The organism is Ruegeria sp. CDSC051 (genome assembly GCF_059610665.1).
This window is the reverse complement of the sequence record NZ_JBXWOC010000003.1, coordinates 157,413-175,125: the sequence shown is the minus strand read 5'-3', so window position 1 is coordinate 175,125 and position 17,713 is coordinate 157,413. Positions and strand designations below refer to the sequence as shown.

Below are 17,713 nucleotides of genomic sequence, written 5' to 3'. Positions count from 1 at the left end.
CTTGGGTGCCTTGAAGAAGGTGTAAGCAGCGGACCTTGAATATCGAGGGAGGAAGGAACCCGGTAGTGCTTCGGTCGTTCTCTCCCAACCCAGGTTCGGAATTCGTGACCAGCCCCAAAGGCTTTGCAAGGATAGCGTCTGTATCGGACGCTTTTCGCTCGGTACTGGACCAGATATCTGTCACGCTAGACATGGTCTTACTTTGTGAAAATGTGTCGGCTCGGGCGCGGCCAATTTCACTCAAACCCTATTCGGTGACTGGTTTCTCTGGCTCAAGGACGACCTCCGGGTGAGAGACGGCTAAAAGTTTACCCACGTCACCCTTCCGGCAACAGAACGGGGCCACGTTCGGCAAAAGACATTTTGACTTCCGAGCCGATTTCCAGTGGCTCGTCCACGTCGTCCTGCACAGCAAATACCTGCCCGAAGGCACCGGCCAGAGTGTACTCCATCCGCACGCCAACATAGGTCGCCTTGGCAACTTTGGCCGGGATGCCGATATCAGATCCAATCAATATCCGTGACGGGCGCACGGCCAGTGTTGCGGGACCAGGCGTTAGGCCACGAGAGGGGAGTGTGTGTTGATAGCCCTCGATTTCGATCGTGGCTAAATCGCCTTTGACGGAATAAATAGTGCAGCTGATCAGGTTAGCCTCACCAATGAAATCGGCCACAAACCGGTCAACCGGCGCATCATAGAGTTTACGCGGCGTGCCGATCTGTGCGATGGCAGCGTTGCGCATGACGACAATCTCATCTGAAACGGCAAGGGCTTCTTCCTGATCGTGAGTCACATAGACGACGGTCAAACCGAGATCTTGCTGAATGGCGCGGATATCTTCGCGCACCTGGCGGCGCAGTTTTGCATCGAGGTTTGAGAGAGGTTCGTCAAAGAGCAAAACCTGCGGTTCCAAAACCAACGCACGAGCGACGGCAACGCGCTGTTGCTGCCCCCCGGAGAGTTCACTTGGCAAACGGTTGTCGAAGCCCTTCAGGCCAACCAAGTCTAACCCATGCAGCGCGCGCGATCGGGACTCGCGCTTGTCGAAGCCGGAAAAGGTCAACCCATACATGACGTTTTCCAGCACGCTCATATGAGGAAAAAGCGCGTAGGATTGGAATACCATCGACACGTCACGGTCGGTAGCGGGTAATTTGGTCACGTCTCGGTCGCCGATCAGAATTCGGCCCGAGGTCGCCATTTCCAGACCTGCGATCATGCGCAACGTCGTCGTTTTGCCGCAACCAGAAGGGCCCAAAAGCGTCACCAACTTGCCAGCCTGGACGTGTAGATCGATGCTGTCGACAGCCACCACATCCCTGCCGAACACTTTCGAAACCCCCTCGAAACGAACAGGCGCGGCTTTACTTGCTATAGTCGTTTCGGTCATGTCGTTTTCTCTGTCCCGAGTTGTGTACGTCGCCCGATCTGAACACGGCCCACGAGGATTTGTAACATCCCGACTGCCGCCAACATCACGAAGATCAGCGTTGTGGAATATGCGATTGCAAGACCGTAATCGTTGTTTTCGACCCGACCGATAATGTAGCTGGTAGCCATGTCATACTCTGCTGAAACAAGGAATATCACCGCCGAAATCGCCGTCATGGCCCGGACAAAACTGTAAACCAGCGCAGCTAGGATAGCGGGCCGTAAAAGAGGAAGAATTACCCGCCTGAAAGTCTGCCAGGAATTTGCACCGAGCGTCAGCGAAGACTCGTCAAGCGACTTGTCTAATTGTGACATAGACGCAATACCCGCGCGAACCCCAACCGGCATATTGCGGAAGATAAAGCTGACGACAAGGATAACACCTGTGCCAGTGATCTCGATCGGGGGCACGTTGAATGCCAGGATATAGCTGACGCCAATAACCGTGCCGGGAATGGCGAAAGAGAGCATCGTACCAAACTCAAACGCATTCTTTCCCGCAAAACTTTGCCGTGTCAGCAGATAGGCAGTGACCAACCCTACGGCGGCCGTCAACGGTGCGGCAATGGCAGCAATGGTGATTGTGGTCCAGAAACTGTCCCAGGCGGCTCCGGTCCAGCGAATACCTTCTTCTTCGAAGCGAACCGAAAAGGCTGTGACGTAGTGCTTGAACGTCAGCGAGTTATCAACGCCCCACAGTTCGACGATACTTCCATAGATGATCATCCCGTAAACCACGGCAGTGAAAACCGCCCAGGCAATTGCAATGCCCAGAACCGGTATGGCAAGGCCGCGCGGCATCAAGGGGTGCACACCCGCGTCGCCCTTGCCGGAAACGGTGGTATAACTCTTTTTCCCCAGCCACGCGCGCTGCGCATAGAAGGCGGAAAGTGTGAAGAACAAGAGCACCATGGCCAGAACAGCAGCACGGCCCTGATCGTATTGCGCTCCGACGATGGCGAAGAAAATCTCGGTCGACAGCACATCGAAATTCCCGCCCAAAACAAGCGGGTTGCCAAAATCGGCCATGGATTCGATGAACCCAAGCAGGAAGGCATTGGCCAGGCCGGGACGCATCAGAGGCAGGGACACGGTTTTGAATGTTTGCCAACGATTGGCTCGAAGGGTTTGGGCGGCCTCTTCCATCGAAGGTGACACCCCTTCGACCACCCCGATCAAAACCAGAAAGGCGATCGGCGTAAATGCCAGAGTCTGAGCGATCAGCACCCCGGGCATGCCATAAAGCCAGCGCGTAGGCTGCACACCAAATATCTCAGCAACAAATTTGGTGACCGAACCGGAAAGCCCAAACAGCAGGATCAGTGCAAGACCAATCACGAAGGGCGGTGTGATAATCGGCAAAACTGTCAACGCGCGCATCCCGCGTTTAAAACGAAAACCTGACCGTGTGACGACAAGTGCAAAACATAGTCCAAGTGCCGTCGTGATGAAGCCCACAAGAACTGCAAGAAACAGAGAGTTCCACGCGGCGCCGCATTTGGCACCGGCAAAACAGCCCAAACCCCAAAGTCGGTCATCAAAGAATTTCGAGGCAAAAACCGAAACTGAATAGGCACCATCTTCGGTAACGAAGGCGGCAAACAACATCTTCGCAATTGGAAAGAAGACGAAAATTGTAACAATGGTGATTACGCCGCCAATTGCACTGACGACGAAAACGTCGCCGTTGATGGCACCGCGCGCCGCAATACCCTGAGTTAAAAGGAACAGGAACGCTGTGGCGCAGATCATCGCGCCGTATCCCATGCCGAACTGGCGGATCTTCGGTTCTCCGAACAGCGCCTTCATCCAGTCGAAATTGAACCCGCGAATGCCAATTGAGAACCCTTGCGCAATCAGCCAGCCAAAACCCAAGGCACCAGCCAAAATCAGGATACGTGCATATTGTGGATCGGACTTTGGTTTGCCGAGTATCAACAAAGGCAAGGTAAGCGGGACCAAAAGCGGCGTAAGCCACAGCTTTTCGCCCTGTCCGATCAGGAAAGCGGCAGGCGCATAATCTTCATCGAACGGATATCCATCGACCAGCCATACGAATGACCAAATGCCATCCTCCACCATGAACCATGGCAGCAGGCAGAATCCGACCCACCCGGCAACAATCCAGAAGATCAGAACCGGGTGGTTCGTTTTTGGTGTGGTGTCAGTCACTTACTGTGGCAGTACTGAGACCTCTTCGTCCCATTTCTGCAAGAGACGCTTGCGTTCGTCAGACGAGCCGTACTTTTTGAAGTCATAGTCAATAAGCTTGATCTGGCTCATGTCAGGTGCGCTTTCAGAGGTCTCCGAATTTTTGTTGGACGGAACCTGGAAGGCGTTAACCTCAAGCGCAAGGTTCTGGGCCTCGGGGCTGAGGGCCCAGTCATAGAACTTTTTGGCTTCTTCTTCATTTCGAGCGCCATCAATGATCGACATCGAGCCGATCTCATAGCCTGTGCCCTCGCATGGGGCCACGACCTTGACCGGAAAACCTGATACGGCCTGCTTGACCGCATCATGCATGAAGACGATACCGATGGTGTTCTCACCCCGGCCGGCGGCCTTGATTGGGGCTGAACCCGACTTGGTGTATTGGTTGATATTCGAATGTAGGCCCTTCATGAACTCAAAGCCGTCGTCTTCGCCAAATATCTGAACCATCGAGGCAAGCGTCGTATAAGCGGTGCCCGAGGAATTCGGGTTCGCCATTTGCACGTGCCCTTTATACTCGGGCTTCAGCAAGTCTTTCCAACATGCGGGCTCGGGCAAGCCGTTCGCGGCCAAGAGGTCGGAGTTATAACCGTAGCCGAGTGCGCCTGAATAAATTCCGATGGTTTTGTTACCTGCACTTTCAGCCTGCGAGATCGCCCAGTCGTGAAGCTGGTCACGCATCGGCGACACGTATTCCATCGTCAGGCCTTCTTCGGCGGCTTGCAAATGGGGATCACCGGTACCGCCCCACCATACATCGCCTTTAGGGTTAGAACTTTCCGCGCGAATTTGTGCAAACGTCTCGCCCGAGGACTTGCGGGTCATATTGACGTCTATGCCGGTGGCATCCTCGAAACTGCGCGCCATGAGTTGACACCAATCTTCCTGTGCCGAGCAGTAAAACGTCAGCTTCTCAGCTTGGGCCGCAGTTAGCGAAGCCGCAAATGCTATCAGCGATCCCGCCAGCGTCGTCGTCAGATTTTTCAATTTCTTTCCTCCCCTATGTGTCGTGCCGAAATTTTCAGCGCGATACTCGTCAATTCGTCGCTAGTGGCGGTCGCTCTAAGTCGCTAGTTGATCTAATTGCGTTGGCCAGATCAACATCCGACCAGCCTCCCAATGACAGAAGCAATCTCAACACTGTACTGCTGGTTCTGCAAGAAAATTCAACGAGCATTGGTTTTCTGCACCGGTGGGTTTTGAACCGCCAAGCCTGTTTACAGCACCAAGTTTGAGTATCGGGAGCGTATTTTGATGTCGCATTGTTTAGGCAGCCCTTTGCTGAGGCGGCCGCTTCCTCCAGCGTAGAGCAAGCATCGTATTTCGAACTTAAGATCTGCTTTTCGTCTGCAAACTAGGTCTCTGTGCGAGTGCTGCGAACTTCTGCTTTCCTGAAGGTTTTTCGATGCGGGCCGAGGTACAGCTTTGCCTTCGCCGCAACTGATGAAAAATGCTCGAAGCGCAGCTCAGGCTGAACAGCAAATACGCATAGCGTCGAGAATCGCGGCGTGCATATTGCGGCCTGCGATCGCGTCACCAATTCGGGCCAGATAGAACTGGCCATCCGGCTCGTCTTCCCTGAACGGGAATGAACCATTGATCAGCGCCTTGTGATCAACCTGCCCAAGGTTTCGCGAACTTGGCTTTAGATCGTGATAGAGCGCGTCCGTCGGGATTAGACCTTGCTCGACAACCACGTGGTCGACAAGACGCTTGGTGATATCACCGGTCAAGACATTGCGCAGGCTGGCGCACACCCGGTTTCCCTCTTGGCTTAGAGCACGGAGTTCGTGGAGGCAGGTAAAGGTCACCCCGTTGGCTGCCAGATCGCGCAAAGCAACGGCAGAGGTCGTTGGGCCAAGGTCATGCAGAATCGCCCGGTCGGGGGTCACAAGTTCGACGCTGTGGCCAGCGCCTGCCAACATGTCGGCAGTGACTGCCGCGGGATGGTCTCCAATCTCGTCGAACAATAGAACTTCGCCCGAGACACGCGCTTCTCCTGACAGAACCTCCCAACTGGAGAGCGCCAGATCGCCGCCCGGAATGGATACTGGCTCGGGCCATCCTCCGGTAGCAACAATGACTAATTCCGGGGCTTCTCTAAGCACGTCACCGGCCTCGACATAGGTATTCATGCGAAGATCAACACCAAGGGTGGTAACCTCGGAAATCAACCAATCGGCAACACCCCATATCTGCCTGCGTGTCCCGCCCTTGGCTGCCAAAACAAGCTGCCCCCCCAGCCGATCTGACGCCTCGAACAAAACCACATCGTGACCGCGCAAGGCACTGACCCGCGCTGCCTCCAGCCCGCCAGGTCCGCCGCCGACGACAACCACCTTCCTTCGGGTGCGGCTGGCAGGAATGACATGGGGTAAAGTTTGCTCCCGCCCGGTGGCGGCATTGTGTCCGCACACGGCGGGCTTGCCCTGATTGACCCGGTCCACGCAATACCCGAGGCCAACACAGGTACGGATACGATCCTCTTCCCCGCGTGCCAGTTTTGCCACCAAATAAGGATCAGCCATTTGGGCGCGCGTCATGCCGACCAGATCGACATGGCCGCCTGTAACCGCGTGGCGAGCCGTTGCAATGTCTGCGATGCCGCCTGCATGCAGAATCGGCAGGTTGACGGCTTCGCGGATGCGTCCGGCCACAGTAATATGCGGAGCGGCTGGTAGACCCATAGGACGCACCCATTCAGCAAGGCCAAGGTCATCGTAGGGTGCCCCGACCAGGATGTTGAGCAGGTCGACATGGCCACTATCTTCCAGCATCCGGGCGGCGGCAATGCAGTCCTCGGCGCTCAGCCCGCCCTCAATCAACTCATCGCCGGTGATGCGCATGGACAGTATGAACTTCGGACCGACCTCTGCGCGCACCGCATCCAATACCTGCAGGGTCAGGCGCATGCGGTTCTTCAACGTTCCACCAAAGGCATCGTCGCGTTGGTTGGTGAGTGGAGACAGAAACTGGCCCAGCAAATGCGAGTGGGACAGAAGCTCGATCCCATCGAACCCGCCCCGCTGACAACGTCGCGCCGCAGCGGCATAATCGCCGATCACTCGTTCAATGTCCTCTTGTTCCATTGCTTTGGGAAAGGCGCGGTGCGCGCGTTCGCGAACGCCGGACGGGGCAATAACCGGCAACCAATGCCCATCATCCCAAGCAGTGCGGCGTCCCATATGAGTGATTTGACACATGATAGCGGCCCCATGCAGATGCACGCCATCCGTGAGCTTCCGAAACCAGGGAACGATACTGTCGTCGCCGGCATAAAGCTGGCCGAATACCGAGGGGCTGTCGGCAGCGATATTTGTCGATCCTCCGATCATTGTCAGGGCGACGCCACCCTTGGCCTTTTCTTCGTGATACAGCCTGTAACGGTCTCGCGGATGACCATCTTCGACGTAATTGGGCGCGTGAGAGGTGCTGACGATACGGTTGCGCAGCGTCAGGTGCTTGAGCTGAAACGGATCAAGTAGTTTCGCCATGATCAACTCCCTTCGGTAATGACACCGGTCTAAAAACAGCTCCGGGTCGGGCCCGTTTGACAGCTTCTGTGACTGACAACGTTCGCTGTCAAAGCTATGCTACTTGGGAAATACGGGGAGAGAGTTCACTGTTTCCGACACTGATCCACAAAATGACGACCAGACCAAGAAAGGTGGAACGTCACTGACCTTTGACTCAATTGACAGCCAAAACCTCAATGAGTCGGAGGATCACGTCATTCAATTCTGACCTAAACGTCGGGCATTTCTGACCCAGAAAGTATACGGTTAGTGTCTCAAACGAGCCCTAGCCATGGGGTCAAATCCTATTGAGATATGGCGTTAAGGATGAAAAGGGTAATACTCAAGGAGTTTCATGAACGCGTTGCTTAGCCGCCGAACCCCGCCGCCTCGGGAAGCCACGTGGACAAAGGTGGGAATGCAAAGACGAGGATCAGGCCCAGCAGCATTAGCGCTGCATATGGCAAGGCGCCGCGAATGACCTCGTACAAAGGGGCTTTGGCAATGCCCTTGATGACGAAGAGATTCATCCCCACGGGAGGTGTGATCAGCGCAAGTTCGAGGTTGATCATTAGCAGGATGCCGTACCAAATTGGATCGATCCCCAATGCCAGCATGACAGGAAAAACGATTGGCGTCGTGATCAGGATGATCGAGATGGTCTCCAAAAACATACCCAGCACCAGAATGAGCAGCATAACAGCTACGACAAACATGGCGGGGCTGAGGCCCATTGCCGTCACTTGTTCGACGATCTCTATGGGCAGGCGAATAATGGTTACGGTGTGACCAAACAGCGCCGCAGCAGCCAGGATCATGAACAGCATCGCCGTTGTGCGTACAGTCTCAAACGCAGTCACCCAAAGGTCGTTCAGACCGAAATTGCGGTAAACAACTACGCTGATGAACAGCGCGTAAAGGCAGCCAATAGAAGCTGCTTCAGTGGCAGTAAATACTCCGAGGTAGATCCCGCCCAAAACCACCGGTGGCATCAACAAAGCCCAGATCGACTGTCTCATACGTGACCAAATAACGCCCATACCTGCAAATGGTTGAGAGACAACTGTGCCCCCAAACCCAGCGCTGACCATCGCCCAAACCGCGAATATGACAGCCATCATGATACCCGGCACCAACCCGGCTAGGAAAAGAGCTCCGATCGAGGCCTCGGTTACAATGGCATAGAGAATAAGAGGCCCAGAGGGAGGAATTAGAATCCCGAGCATACCGCCCGCTGCAATCACACCGTAGGAATAGCTGGGGCTGTAGTTGAAGCGCTTCATCTGCGGGATAGCGGTCGAGCCAATAGTTAAGTGCTGTGGCTACAGACGAACCGGAAATGGCTGCGAATATGGTGCAGGAGAGGATCGTGGCGACCCCAAGTCCACCACGCAAATGGCCGACCATTGCATTTGCTGCATCGTAAAGGTCCTTAATTTGCCCAATAGCAGCCATTGATCGTGTATGCAGAGAACGTCAGCGATGAACCCATTTTGTGAGTCCGGTTTTCATGCTGCGTGCGCTCGCGGCGTGGGAAATGCTGCGGTAGCGTAAAGTATGGTGCTGTCGGGCAGCGGGAAAAGCCGCTATTCATGCAGAGTGCAGCAAGGATCAGGGACTGAATTTACGCACTGCGGACAAAGCGGACTTCTGCCGAGAGGTTACTATCGTCTTCTGATCACATACCGGTATCATCAAGCCCGGCTGATCTGTCCGGAGGAGCAGACGCTCGCTTAAATGCCGCGAATATTGGCATTGGACCCAGGTGAAATCAAAGTGCAACCGTGCATAACACCGCGCAGTTCGGCGAGGCCGCGCATTCTGCCTATGAGCGGGTAGCCGGGCTGGGAAGGACGAGTGAGATCGTTCAGCAAAGCGTGGCCATGGTCCGGGCGCATGGGAATCTCATAATCTGATCGCCCCTGATTGCGGCGCCGCGTTTCTTCGACCATCAAGGCGCGAATTGTTGCAACCATATCTGTGTCTCCGGCCAAATGTTCGGACTCGGAAAAACTATGGCGATTGCGGTCGCTTGAACCGTCCCGCACGGTATTGCGAAGATGTACAAAGTGGATCCGATGGCCGAGCTGAGCAATGAAGGATACTGGGTCGAAGTTTTCGGCAACACCCAATGACCCGGTGCATAGCGTTGCTCCGTTTGCCGGGCTTTCAACGGCATCCAACACGGTCGCGTAATCACTTTGCGACGACATGACCCGTGGAAGCCCAAGCAGTGGAAAAGGTGGGTCATCTGGATGGCAACAGAGCCGGACGCCGAGGTCTTCGGCCGTTGGAACAACCTCGGAAAGGAAATCAATCAGGTTGGAGCGGAGGGTTTCGGGCGTCACGCCAACATATGCGTCGAGGTTTCGCTTCACGTCCTCAAGAGACCAATTGTCGTTCGCCCCCGGCAAACCAGCGACGATATTGTTCGACAGTTTCAGGCGATCTCCATCACCCAGATCTGTAAACCGGGCCCGTGCGGCTTCTATGATCACCGCTGAATAATCTTGCTCCGCACGTTGCCTGCATAGGATGAAACAATCGAACATGACAAAATCCAAGAGATCAAACCGCATTGCGTGCCCACCATGTGGCAGCGGATGGCTCAGGTCTGTGCGCGTCCAATCCAGCACTGGCATGAAGTTGTAGCAGACTGTGTGAATGCCACATTCGGCCAAATTACGTAGGCTTTCCTTGTACATTTCAAGGTGTTGCCTTACCGGGCCGGTTTGCGATTTGATCGCTTCGGACACCGGAACGCTTTCAACAACGTCCCAGGTCAATCCAGATGGAACGCCTCCGGGCTGCTCAATCTGTTGCTGCCGCTCTTTGATGTGCTCGACTGACCAAACCTCTCCTGTTGGAACATGGTGCAAGGCTGAGACGATGCCGGTTGCACCGGTTTGCCTGATTTCGCCAATGGAGATCGCATCAGAAGGACCAAACCAGCGCCAAGTCTGTTTCATGATCTTGCTACTCCTTGATCAAGACGTATCACTAACCCGTCTCATCCTTACCAAGATCTAAGTTAACCGGGACGAGTGCGCCTTTGTGACGGACGACATGGCCTGCCAGACGACACCCCTTGCGTATGCCTGTTGCCAAATCATCCTGCCTAACAACGCTTACCAAGACACCTGCATTGAAACTGTCCCCTGCCGCAGTGGTATCGACAATGCCCCTCGCTGGATCAACGCCTACCTCTCCACGTTGACCTGCTTTTTGAAAAACCACAGGCTGCGCGCTGTTCTTGACGACAATCTGATCGACACCAGCCTTTGCATACCGATCCAGCGTCGCAATTGAATCGCCGTCCCCGAACCATACGGCTTCGTCATCATAAGATGGCAGAACGATATCGGATTGCGCAGCAGCTTTCATAACTGTGTCTGTCATTTCCTGCGGCGTAGACCAAAGCTGTGGTCTTAGATTTGTATCAAAGGCAACAGTCGTTCCGGATGCACGTGCACGACGCAACGCATCGAACAGCATTTCGCGTGATTGTGGATCGAGAATAGCGAGGGTTATTCCAGAAAAGTAGATTAAGTCTGCGCCCTTAACTGCCCGCCCGAGTGCAATCTCGTCGACCGCAAGTTGCCTGGCGGCAGAGTCGCTGCGCCAGTATGAAAAACTGCGCTCACCATTGCTGAGATGGATGAGATATAGCCCAATCGTTTTGCCCGCAATGACTTGGACGTGCGTGTCGGATATCCTGCTGTCTTTCATGAACGCCCGCAGATCCTGCGAAATCGCATCATCTCCGACAGCCGTCAGATAGTTGACGTCGATATCTGCGGCGATTTGTGCAAGATACCATGCTGTATTGAAGGTATCGCCCGCAAAACCAAGCTTGAATTCACCAAACCGTTCAGATGGGGCAAGTTCTGCCATGCATTCGCCGATTGCCAGTACACGCATATCAGTTACAGAAAATCATCGCGGCGGGGCGTGAAACTGTCGACCAATGTCCCAGGTTCCAGGCATGTGCAGCCATGGGTTTGGCCGGGCGGGATGACAAAGCTTTCACCGGGGCCAAACTCTTGTTCGTGCTCACCCAACGTAAACCGAAATCGACCGCTTTCGACATAGGTCGCCTGCACATGCGGATGGCTGTGTAGAGCACCAATCGCCCCGGTCGCGTAAAACCGGAAGGCAACAACCATGAGGTCAGGATGATCAGATAGCACCTGCCGCGTGACATGTTCACCTGTAGAGACGATCGGGAAATTGGGCACAGGTTCTCTCCTTGCTTGTTAGGAAAACAGCATGCCACCGTTGAGATCAATGTTTGCGCCCGTGATGAAGGCACTGTCCTCGCAGGCCAGAAATAAAACGAGATTTGCAGCGTCATCGACATGACCCTGACGCTTTAGCGGTGCGTTGGCTTCAAAGCCGCGTCGACCAGCATCAGGTGTATGAACATTGTGAAAATCGGTATCGATCATGCCAGGACAAAGTGCATTCACACGAATGTCTGGGCCGACCTCTTTTGCCAAACCGCGTGTCATGGTCATGACCGCGCCCTTGGCTGTGGCATAGGCGACGGCACCCGGTCCACCACCATCGCGCCCGGCCTGACTGGCGAGATTGACGATAGTTCCAGACGTCATCCTGGACAGGCAAGCCTGCGTCATCAGGAATGTGCTGGTCAGATTCAGGCTCATCACGGCGTCCCAATGTTCAACAGACATTTCCGCAATGGTTTTGCGGGCGATCAGACCGCCTGCATTATTGACCAGAATATCGACGCCGCCAAAGGTTTCGACCGTGCGATACACAAGCGCGTCAACATCCGCCTTCTTGTTCAGGTCGCCCTGCACGGCAATCGCCTTACCGCCGTTGGCTTCGATTGCGGCAACAGCTTCATCCGCGCCGTTTGAGCTGGAAAAATAGTTGATCGCAACATTTGCGCCTTCAGAGGCGAGTTTGATCGCAACCGCGCGGCCAATATCACGGCCTCCTCCGGTTACAATGGCGGTTTTACCTGCAAGTTTCATGTCGGTCCTTCCTATTACAAAGCGCCAGCTTCGCTTGTGTCACGGGTTTCAGTTGGCGGCCCTCTCAGAGCGCTCACAGCGCAAGTTGAGACGCCATTATCGGAACGCCCCCGGCATAACTGCCTTTGGGAGCCACAGAATGATTTCGGGGAATGCCGCCAACAGAATGAGGATGACCAGCATTGGGGCAAGGATAAGCACGACCTCACGCAGGACTTGCACAACATTCAGGCCGCCAATTGCCGCTGAGATCAGCAGGCACAAGCCGTAGGGCGGCGTCACCAGCCCGAAGGCAAGCGAAACGATACCGATGATGGCAAATGCGATTGGATCGACCCCACCCGCCTGTGCCACCGGCATCAGAACCGTGCCAAGAATGATGATTGTCGGGATTGCATCGATGAACAGGCCAAAGAGAAGAAACAGAAGGGCAATCAAGATAGCCGTTCCAAATGCCCCGAACTCCCAAGCAGTCAGAACGCTGACAATCAGGCGCGGCGCATCGTAGAACGACAGTAGCCATCCGAATGCCGAGGCGGTGCCGATCGCAAACAGAGAGATGGCTGCAAATCGTGCAGTGTCATAGAGGATCGTACCCAAATCTCTGACAGTGACCGTCCGATAGACAAACATACCCAAGATCAGCGCATAACCCGCCGCAATGATTGCACTTTCAGTTGGCGTGACAAGACCACCTACAATACCGCCAATCACAAAGACCGGTGTCAAAAGGGCCAGTGCGGCGCCTTTCCAAGCGGCCCAGAATTCACCCCAGTTCGGCGTCGCCGTCACCGGGTAATTGCGGGCTTTTGCGAAACCATAGACCGTAGCCATCAAGGCGAGGCCAATCATCAGGCCCGGAATCGCGCCGCCCAAAAACAATGCGCCGACAGAGACCTGCATGACACCGCCCCAAACGATCATCAAAATCGACGGCGGGATGATGACCCCCATCACCGAAGAGCAGGCCGTGATAGCAACGGCAAACCGCGTGTCGTACCCCTCTTTCTGCATGGCTGGGATCAGGATTTTTCCGATACCCGCCGCATCTGCTGTGGAAGATCCGGAGATACCAGCGAACAGCATCGACACAGCGACATTTACATGACCCAATCCGCCGGGCATCCAGCCGGTTAGCACACGGGCCAGTTCGATCAGCCGGTCGGTTACTTTGCCGGAATTCATCAGGTTGGCCGCCAGTAGAAAGAATGGAACGGCCAATAAGATGAAGGAGTTATAGGATTGGAACATCCGATCCAGCACGATGAACGGGGTCAGCCGCAGCTCAAGCAACACAACCGGGAGGGTCGCCAAACCCAATGCGAATGCCACTGGGATGCGGATGAAAATCAGCACCAGAAAGCCAGCAATAAGCATCGTGGCGGCAGTTGCAGTATCGAGGATCATGTCTGGCTGCTCTCTCGGTTTAGATATTTCGCGATGGTTTCGGACAACCGGTAGCCTGACAGGAGAAACCAAAACCCTCCAGCAATCGGGACCGATACGTGCGTGATCGCGAGGTTTGCACGCATCATTACAGATCGTTGGTTGCCCCCAAATTCGGTGTACTCGATGCCGTAAAATAGGAAGAAGCCCCCAAAAATCATGATGGCAACATGCACAACACCGTCTTGGAGGAGCCGCGGGAGTGAGCCAGTCGCATCCCGGGTGATCCGCACGTCAAAATGCGTGCCGTCCCAAACAGCGACAATAGACCCGATCATCACAATCCAGACGAACAGGAACGTCGCCAGCTCTTCAGTCCAAAGATAAGTTGGGATCAAACCGGTGTAGCGAGAGACAACTTGCATCGCGACCGGTATCGCCAATGCCCCCATCATCACGCCAAGCAATATACGAAGCCCAGTGCAGAACCTATCCAGATATTTTCCAAGCATGTTCCACCCTACATCGCAATGTGACGCGCCAAGCGCATCGGGATTTATGCCAACGGGCGAGTTTGATTACTTACTCGCCCGTCAGCTGGGAGATCACATTCCGCGAACGTTGTTGAGCAGTTCTGTCGCGCCCAGCTCTTCGGCATAGGCGTCCTGCACTGGCTGAACCAGTTCCAGCATTTTCTCGCGACCCTCGAACTCATGCACTTCGATCTGACCTGCGTCGATCATTGCCTGAAGTTTTTCGCCGTCCTGACCGCTCTCCAACGCGCGGCCAAAAGCACCGGCCTCGGTGCCGGCATCCATGATAGCGGCTTGCAACTCAGCAGGCAGTTCATCGAAGATTTTTGCTGACATCACAATTGGGCGCACCGTGATCGTGTGCTGGGTCAATGAGACATGCGGCGCAACTTCGTAGAACTTCAGGTTCTGGATCGAGGCCGCTTCATTCTCAAATCCGGCAATGACGCCTGTTTGGATTGCGTTATAGACTTCGTTGTAGGCAATGGCAGATGGTGCCGCTCCAACAGCTGAGAATGTCTGGGCCTGAATTGGGGCCCCCATGACGCGCATACGATGTCCCGCAAGCTCTTCCATGTTTGTGATGGGCTCAGCAGAGGCGAGATTCCGTACACCACCGCCGTGATACCCGACGATCACGATACCTGCAGCTTCGCGCAGATCGTCCTCAAGGGGTTTCAGCGCATCCGACGAAAGGACCGCATCCCAGTGTTCAAGATCACGGAACAGGAAAGGCATATCCATCAAAGGAATGGACTCTGAAAACACCGCCATGTTGGACGGGGCAAGGATCGTATAATCTACGGCGACACCTTGGTTGAGGTAGGTGACGTAATCGGATTCAACCCCAAGCTCACCGTTCAGGCGCAGATCAAATTCGACCTCGCCATCATATTTCTCTGCGACCAGTCGTTCAAACTCGCGCAAGGTCTTAGTGAATGCATGTTCTTCATCAAACATGCTTGCCCCGCGCAGTGTGACATCAGCTTGCGCGGTCGAAACCCCGCCCAACAAAACAGCCGTCACAGCCAACGTCTTTAGTGAAAAATTGAACATTCTATCCTCCCAGATCAGGTTCAGGTCTTGTTTTCTTCCAGTCGTCTTTGACCGGCGATCGTGTTCGAAACCTTACAAGTGGTCACGCCAGATCAGCCTTCACCCCAATTTGGATGATCTGATTTCCTCCCAGCTAGCACACTTGCTCCGCCCTCGTTGATGGGCACACCCAACACGATAACTGGGATACTAGTCAACATAAATTTTCTAGATGCTCTTTCGATATGTGATATTTTCCTTTTAGAACAATGAATATAATGTAGCCTAGTATCCTAATTTGCTCTATTAATTCTCTCTCTGATCTGCCACAATGTCGCCAAACAGAGGTTGGAAAACAAAAAATGGCAGCTTTGGGAACCCTTGAACGTACGACAAGTAGCGATGTCGTCTTTGACGAACTGTTTGGACAAATCACCCGTCTGGAGCTGCTTCCAGGGACAAAGATATCCGAAACGGATGTTGCGAAATCATTCGGGTTTTCACGCCAGCCTGTGCGCGAGGCTTTCACGCGACTTTCCAACCTCAATCTCCTTTTGGTGCGGCCACAACGCGCGACAGTTGTTCGACCGTTCTCACGCCAGCTCATCGCGAATGCCCGCTTTGTGCGTGCCGCAGTCGAATTGGAGGTCATCCGCACTGCCGTGTCAGATCGCGACAAGTCGGTAGACGCGGCATTAAAAGCTAACCTTCGTGAACAGGCGGATGCAATCTCAGCAGAAGATGTCAATTTGTTCCATGATCTGGACTACCAGTTTCACAAACTGCTTTGCGCCTCGGCCAAACAGGCGTTTGCGTTTGAAATCATCGCCGAAAACAAAGCACAGGTTGACCGCCTTTGCATGCTGGCGTTAACCAGCAAAGAAGCAATGGATGATTTGTATCTGGATCATCAATCTCTTTTAAAGGCCCTGTTCAGCGGGGATGCGTGGGCGGCGGATCAAGTCCTTCGTACGCATCTTGACCGTTTGACGCCAACCATTCAGGCGATCTACACAACGCATAACGCATACTTTGATGAATAGGTGGCTAGATATCGGATGGCTTTTCGCCTCATTGCCCTAGTCTAAATTCATACATATTAATATCGAGTAGTCTAAAAAAAACCGCATGAACAAATTGCGGGTCAGCGGTTTTTCCCGCCTTTCACAGAAACTGATCCTGTCAACCACGCAAATGTTGCGGACTAGGGTATCTGCAACGCCAGCTTAACGCTTGGCAAAAGAAAGCAGCAAGGAGCTCTCAAATGTTTGATCTTGTTGTGGGGATCGCAGCGTCGACTGCCGTATTGGTGCGACCAAACATCTTTGGAATGTGCTGTTGAGCCTGACGCAAGTTCTATCGGGCTGCTAACCCAGCGCAATCAGCCTAATACTTACAATGAATGACCGCTATCGCTAGAGTGTTGGCCTTGTTCGCCACCGCAGCGAAAGTCCGATTTCCGCCCCTTGTGCCGAAAGCTATGTGTTGCAAATGGAGATAGCGGTGGCTTATCCCCCGCACCACATTCTACCGCTGGTATGATCGGTATCTGCAGCGCGGTGAGGCTGGTTTGCATGATCAATCACCAAAGCCAAATCATGTCTGGAACCGGGTGCCCACCGAAGTGAAGCGCAAGGTTGTGGATCTCGCTCTGAAAGAGACGGAGCTGTCGTCGCGCGAGCTGGCCGCCACGTTCACCGATCAAGAGCGCTATTTTGTGTCGGAATCTACAGTGTATCGCACGCTCAAGGCGCATGACCTGATCACCAGCCCTGCCATCATCGTGCTGAAAGCCGCGAATGCGTTTGAGCATAAGACAACAGCCATCAACCAACTTTGGCAGACCAACTTTACCTATCTCAAGGTTCTGGGTCGGGGCTGGTTTTATCTCAGCACAATTCTGGACGATTACAGCCGCTACATCATCTCATGGAAGCTCTGCACGAACATGCGGGCTGAGGATGTGACAGAACCCTCGATTTAGCCTTGCAGGCCTCCGGATGTGATCAGGCCCATATCGTCCACAAACCAAGACTGCTCAGTGACAACGGCTCAAGTTATGTCTCTGGCGATTTGGCTGAATGGTTGAAGGACAAAGGCATGAAACACAGTCGTGGTGCGCCGTGTCATCCGCAGACCCAAGGTAAAATCGAACGATGGCATCAAACTTTGAAGAACCGCATCTTATTGGAAAACTACTTCCTGCCAGGTGATCTCGCGGCCCAGATCGAAGCCTTCGTCGATCACTACAACCATCAGCGATATCACGAGAGCCTAAACAACGTCACACCCGCCTATGTCTACTTCGGGCGTGACCAAGCCATTCTGGAATAACGAGAACGGATCAAACGGAAGACGTTCGAAGCTCGGCGTTTGCGTCACAGCCAGCGCGCAGCTTAATCACACAAATCAGATGAGCCGAACACTCACTTAGTTTACGCCGCTCTTGGTTCCAAAAACTCTGACGACGGACACTCAATATGCGGAAAAGCTGATGGCACAGGAAACCGGCGGGAAAGACCCGGACCAACGCGACGGGTCCTGATCCCGGGTTTGCGTGCAAATTTGAAAAGGAATTGCTGGACCTCGCTCTTCCCACAG

13 protein-coding genes and 1 pseudogene are annotated in these 17,713 nt (G+C 54.1%); 2 read left to right on the top strand and 12 right to left on the bottom strand.

The window, feature by feature from the left end:
• Nucleotides 1-317: 317 nt before the first annotated feature.
• The 12 genes from AC2FH0_RS09050 to AC2FH0_RS08995 form a co-directional block, all read right to left on the bottom strand.
• Nucleotides 318-1,391 carry an ABC transporter ATP-binding protein gene (locus AC2FH0_RS09050; protein ID WP_496690062.1) on the bottom strand — a complete coding sequence of 358 codons (1,074 nt, stop codon included), beginning with the start codon at nucleotides 1,389-1,391 and terminating at the stop codon, nucleotides 318-320.
• Nucleotides 1,388-3,604 (bottom strand): ABC transporter permease, encoded by a 2,217-nt coding sequence (locus tag AC2FH0_RS09045; RefSeq protein WP_496692016.1) that lies wholly within the window; start codon nucleotides 3,602-3,604, stop codon nucleotides 1,388-1,390. Before AC2FH0_RS09045 ends, AC2FH0_RS09050 begins: the two co-directional genes overlap by 4 nt.
• Nucleotides 3,605-4,630 carry an ABC transporter substrate-binding protein gene (locus AC2FH0_RS09040; RefSeq protein ID WP_496789124.1) on the bottom strand — a complete coding sequence of 342 codons (1,026 nt, stop codon included), beginning with the start codon at nucleotides 4,628-4,630 and terminating at the stop codon, nucleotides 3,605-3,607.
• A 479-nt stretch (nucleotides 4,631-5,109) separates the two neighbouring features.
• Nucleotides 5,110-7,137, bottom strand: coding sequence for an oxidoreductase (locus AC2FH0_RS09035; protein ID WP_496692015.1), 2,028 nt, complete (start codon nucleotides 7,135-7,137; stop codon nucleotides 5,110-5,112).
• 389 nt (nucleotides 7,138-7,526) lie between these two features.
• Nucleotides 7,527-8,441 carry a TRAP transporter large permease gene (locus AC2FH0_RS09030; protein WP_496690066.1) on the bottom strand — a complete coding sequence of 305 codons (915 nt, stop codon included), beginning with the start codon at nucleotides 8,439-8,441 and terminating at the stop codon, nucleotides 7,527-7,529.
• 450 nt (nucleotides 8,442-8,891) lie between these two features.
• Nucleotides 8,892-10,127 carry a mannonate dehydratase gene (uxuA, locus tag AC2FH0_RS09025; protein WP_496789123.1) on the bottom strand — a complete coding sequence of 412 codons (1,236 nt, stop codon included), beginning with the start codon at nucleotides 10,125-10,127 and terminating at the stop codon, nucleotides 8,892-8,894.
• A gap of 31 nt (nucleotides 10,128-10,158) precedes the next feature.
• Nucleotides 10,159-11,079 (bottom strand): sugar kinase, encoded by a 921-nt coding sequence (locus tag AC2FH0_RS09020; protein WP_271952738.1) that lies wholly within the window; start codon nucleotides 11,077-11,079, stop codon nucleotides 10,159-10,161.
• 5 nt (nucleotides 11,080-11,084) lie between these two features.
• A complete protein-coding gene (locus AC2FH0_RS09015; RefSeq protein ID WP_281973965.1) occupies nucleotides 11,085-11,396 on the bottom strand; it encodes a cupin domain-containing protein in 312 nt (103 codons plus the stop codon).
• 18 nt (nucleotides 11,397-11,414) lie between these two features.
• Complete coding sequence (locus AC2FH0_RS09010; protein ID WP_271952733.1) at nucleotides 11,415-12,158, bottom strand: SDR family NAD(P)-dependent oxidoreductase; 744 nt, start codon at nucleotides 12,156-12,158, stop codon at nucleotides 11,415-11,417.
• A gap of 96 nt (nucleotides 12,159-12,254) precedes the next feature.
• The gene (locus AC2FH0_RS09005; RefSeq protein WP_271952730.1) at nucleotides 12,255-13,565 is read right to left on the bottom strand and encodes a TRAP transporter large permease; all 1,311 of its coding nucleotides are present in this window, start codon (nucleotides 13,563-13,565) and stop codon (nucleotides 12,255-12,257) included.
• Nucleotides 13,562-13,999: a TRAP transporter small permease gene (locus AC2FH0_RS09000; protein WP_496789121.1), complete on the bottom strand. Its 438-nt coding sequence runs from the start codon at nucleotides 13,997-13,999 to the stop codon at nucleotides 13,562-13,564. The genes AC2FH0_RS09005 and AC2FH0_RS09000 overlap by 4 nt, the downstream gene beginning before the upstream one ends.
• Nucleotides 14,000-14,149: 150 nt before the next feature.
• Nucleotides 14,150-15,133, bottom strand: a complete 984-nt coding sequence (locus AC2FH0_RS08995; protein WP_496692012.1) for a TRAP transporter substrate-binding protein — start codon at nucleotides 15,131-15,133, stop codon at nucleotides 14,150-14,152.
• A gap of 341 nt (nucleotides 15,134-15,474) precedes the next feature.
• On the opposite strand from AC2FH0_RS08995, the gene AC2FH0_RS08990 reads away from it, so the two are divergent.
• Together AC2FH0_RS08990 and AC2FH0_RS08985 are read left to right on the top strand one after the other, a co-directional pair.
• Entirely contained in the window at nucleotides 15,475-16,155 is a 681-nt protein-coding gene (locus AC2FH0_RS08990; RefSeq protein WP_271952726.1) for a GntR family transcriptional regulator, read from the top strand.
• 467 nt (nucleotides 16,156-16,622) lie between these two features.
• A pseudogene (locus tag AC2FH0_RS08985) lies at nucleotides 16,623-17,512 on the top strand (IS3 family transposase); the annotation flags it as partial.
• Nucleotides 17,513-17,713 lie beyond the last annotated feature (201 nt).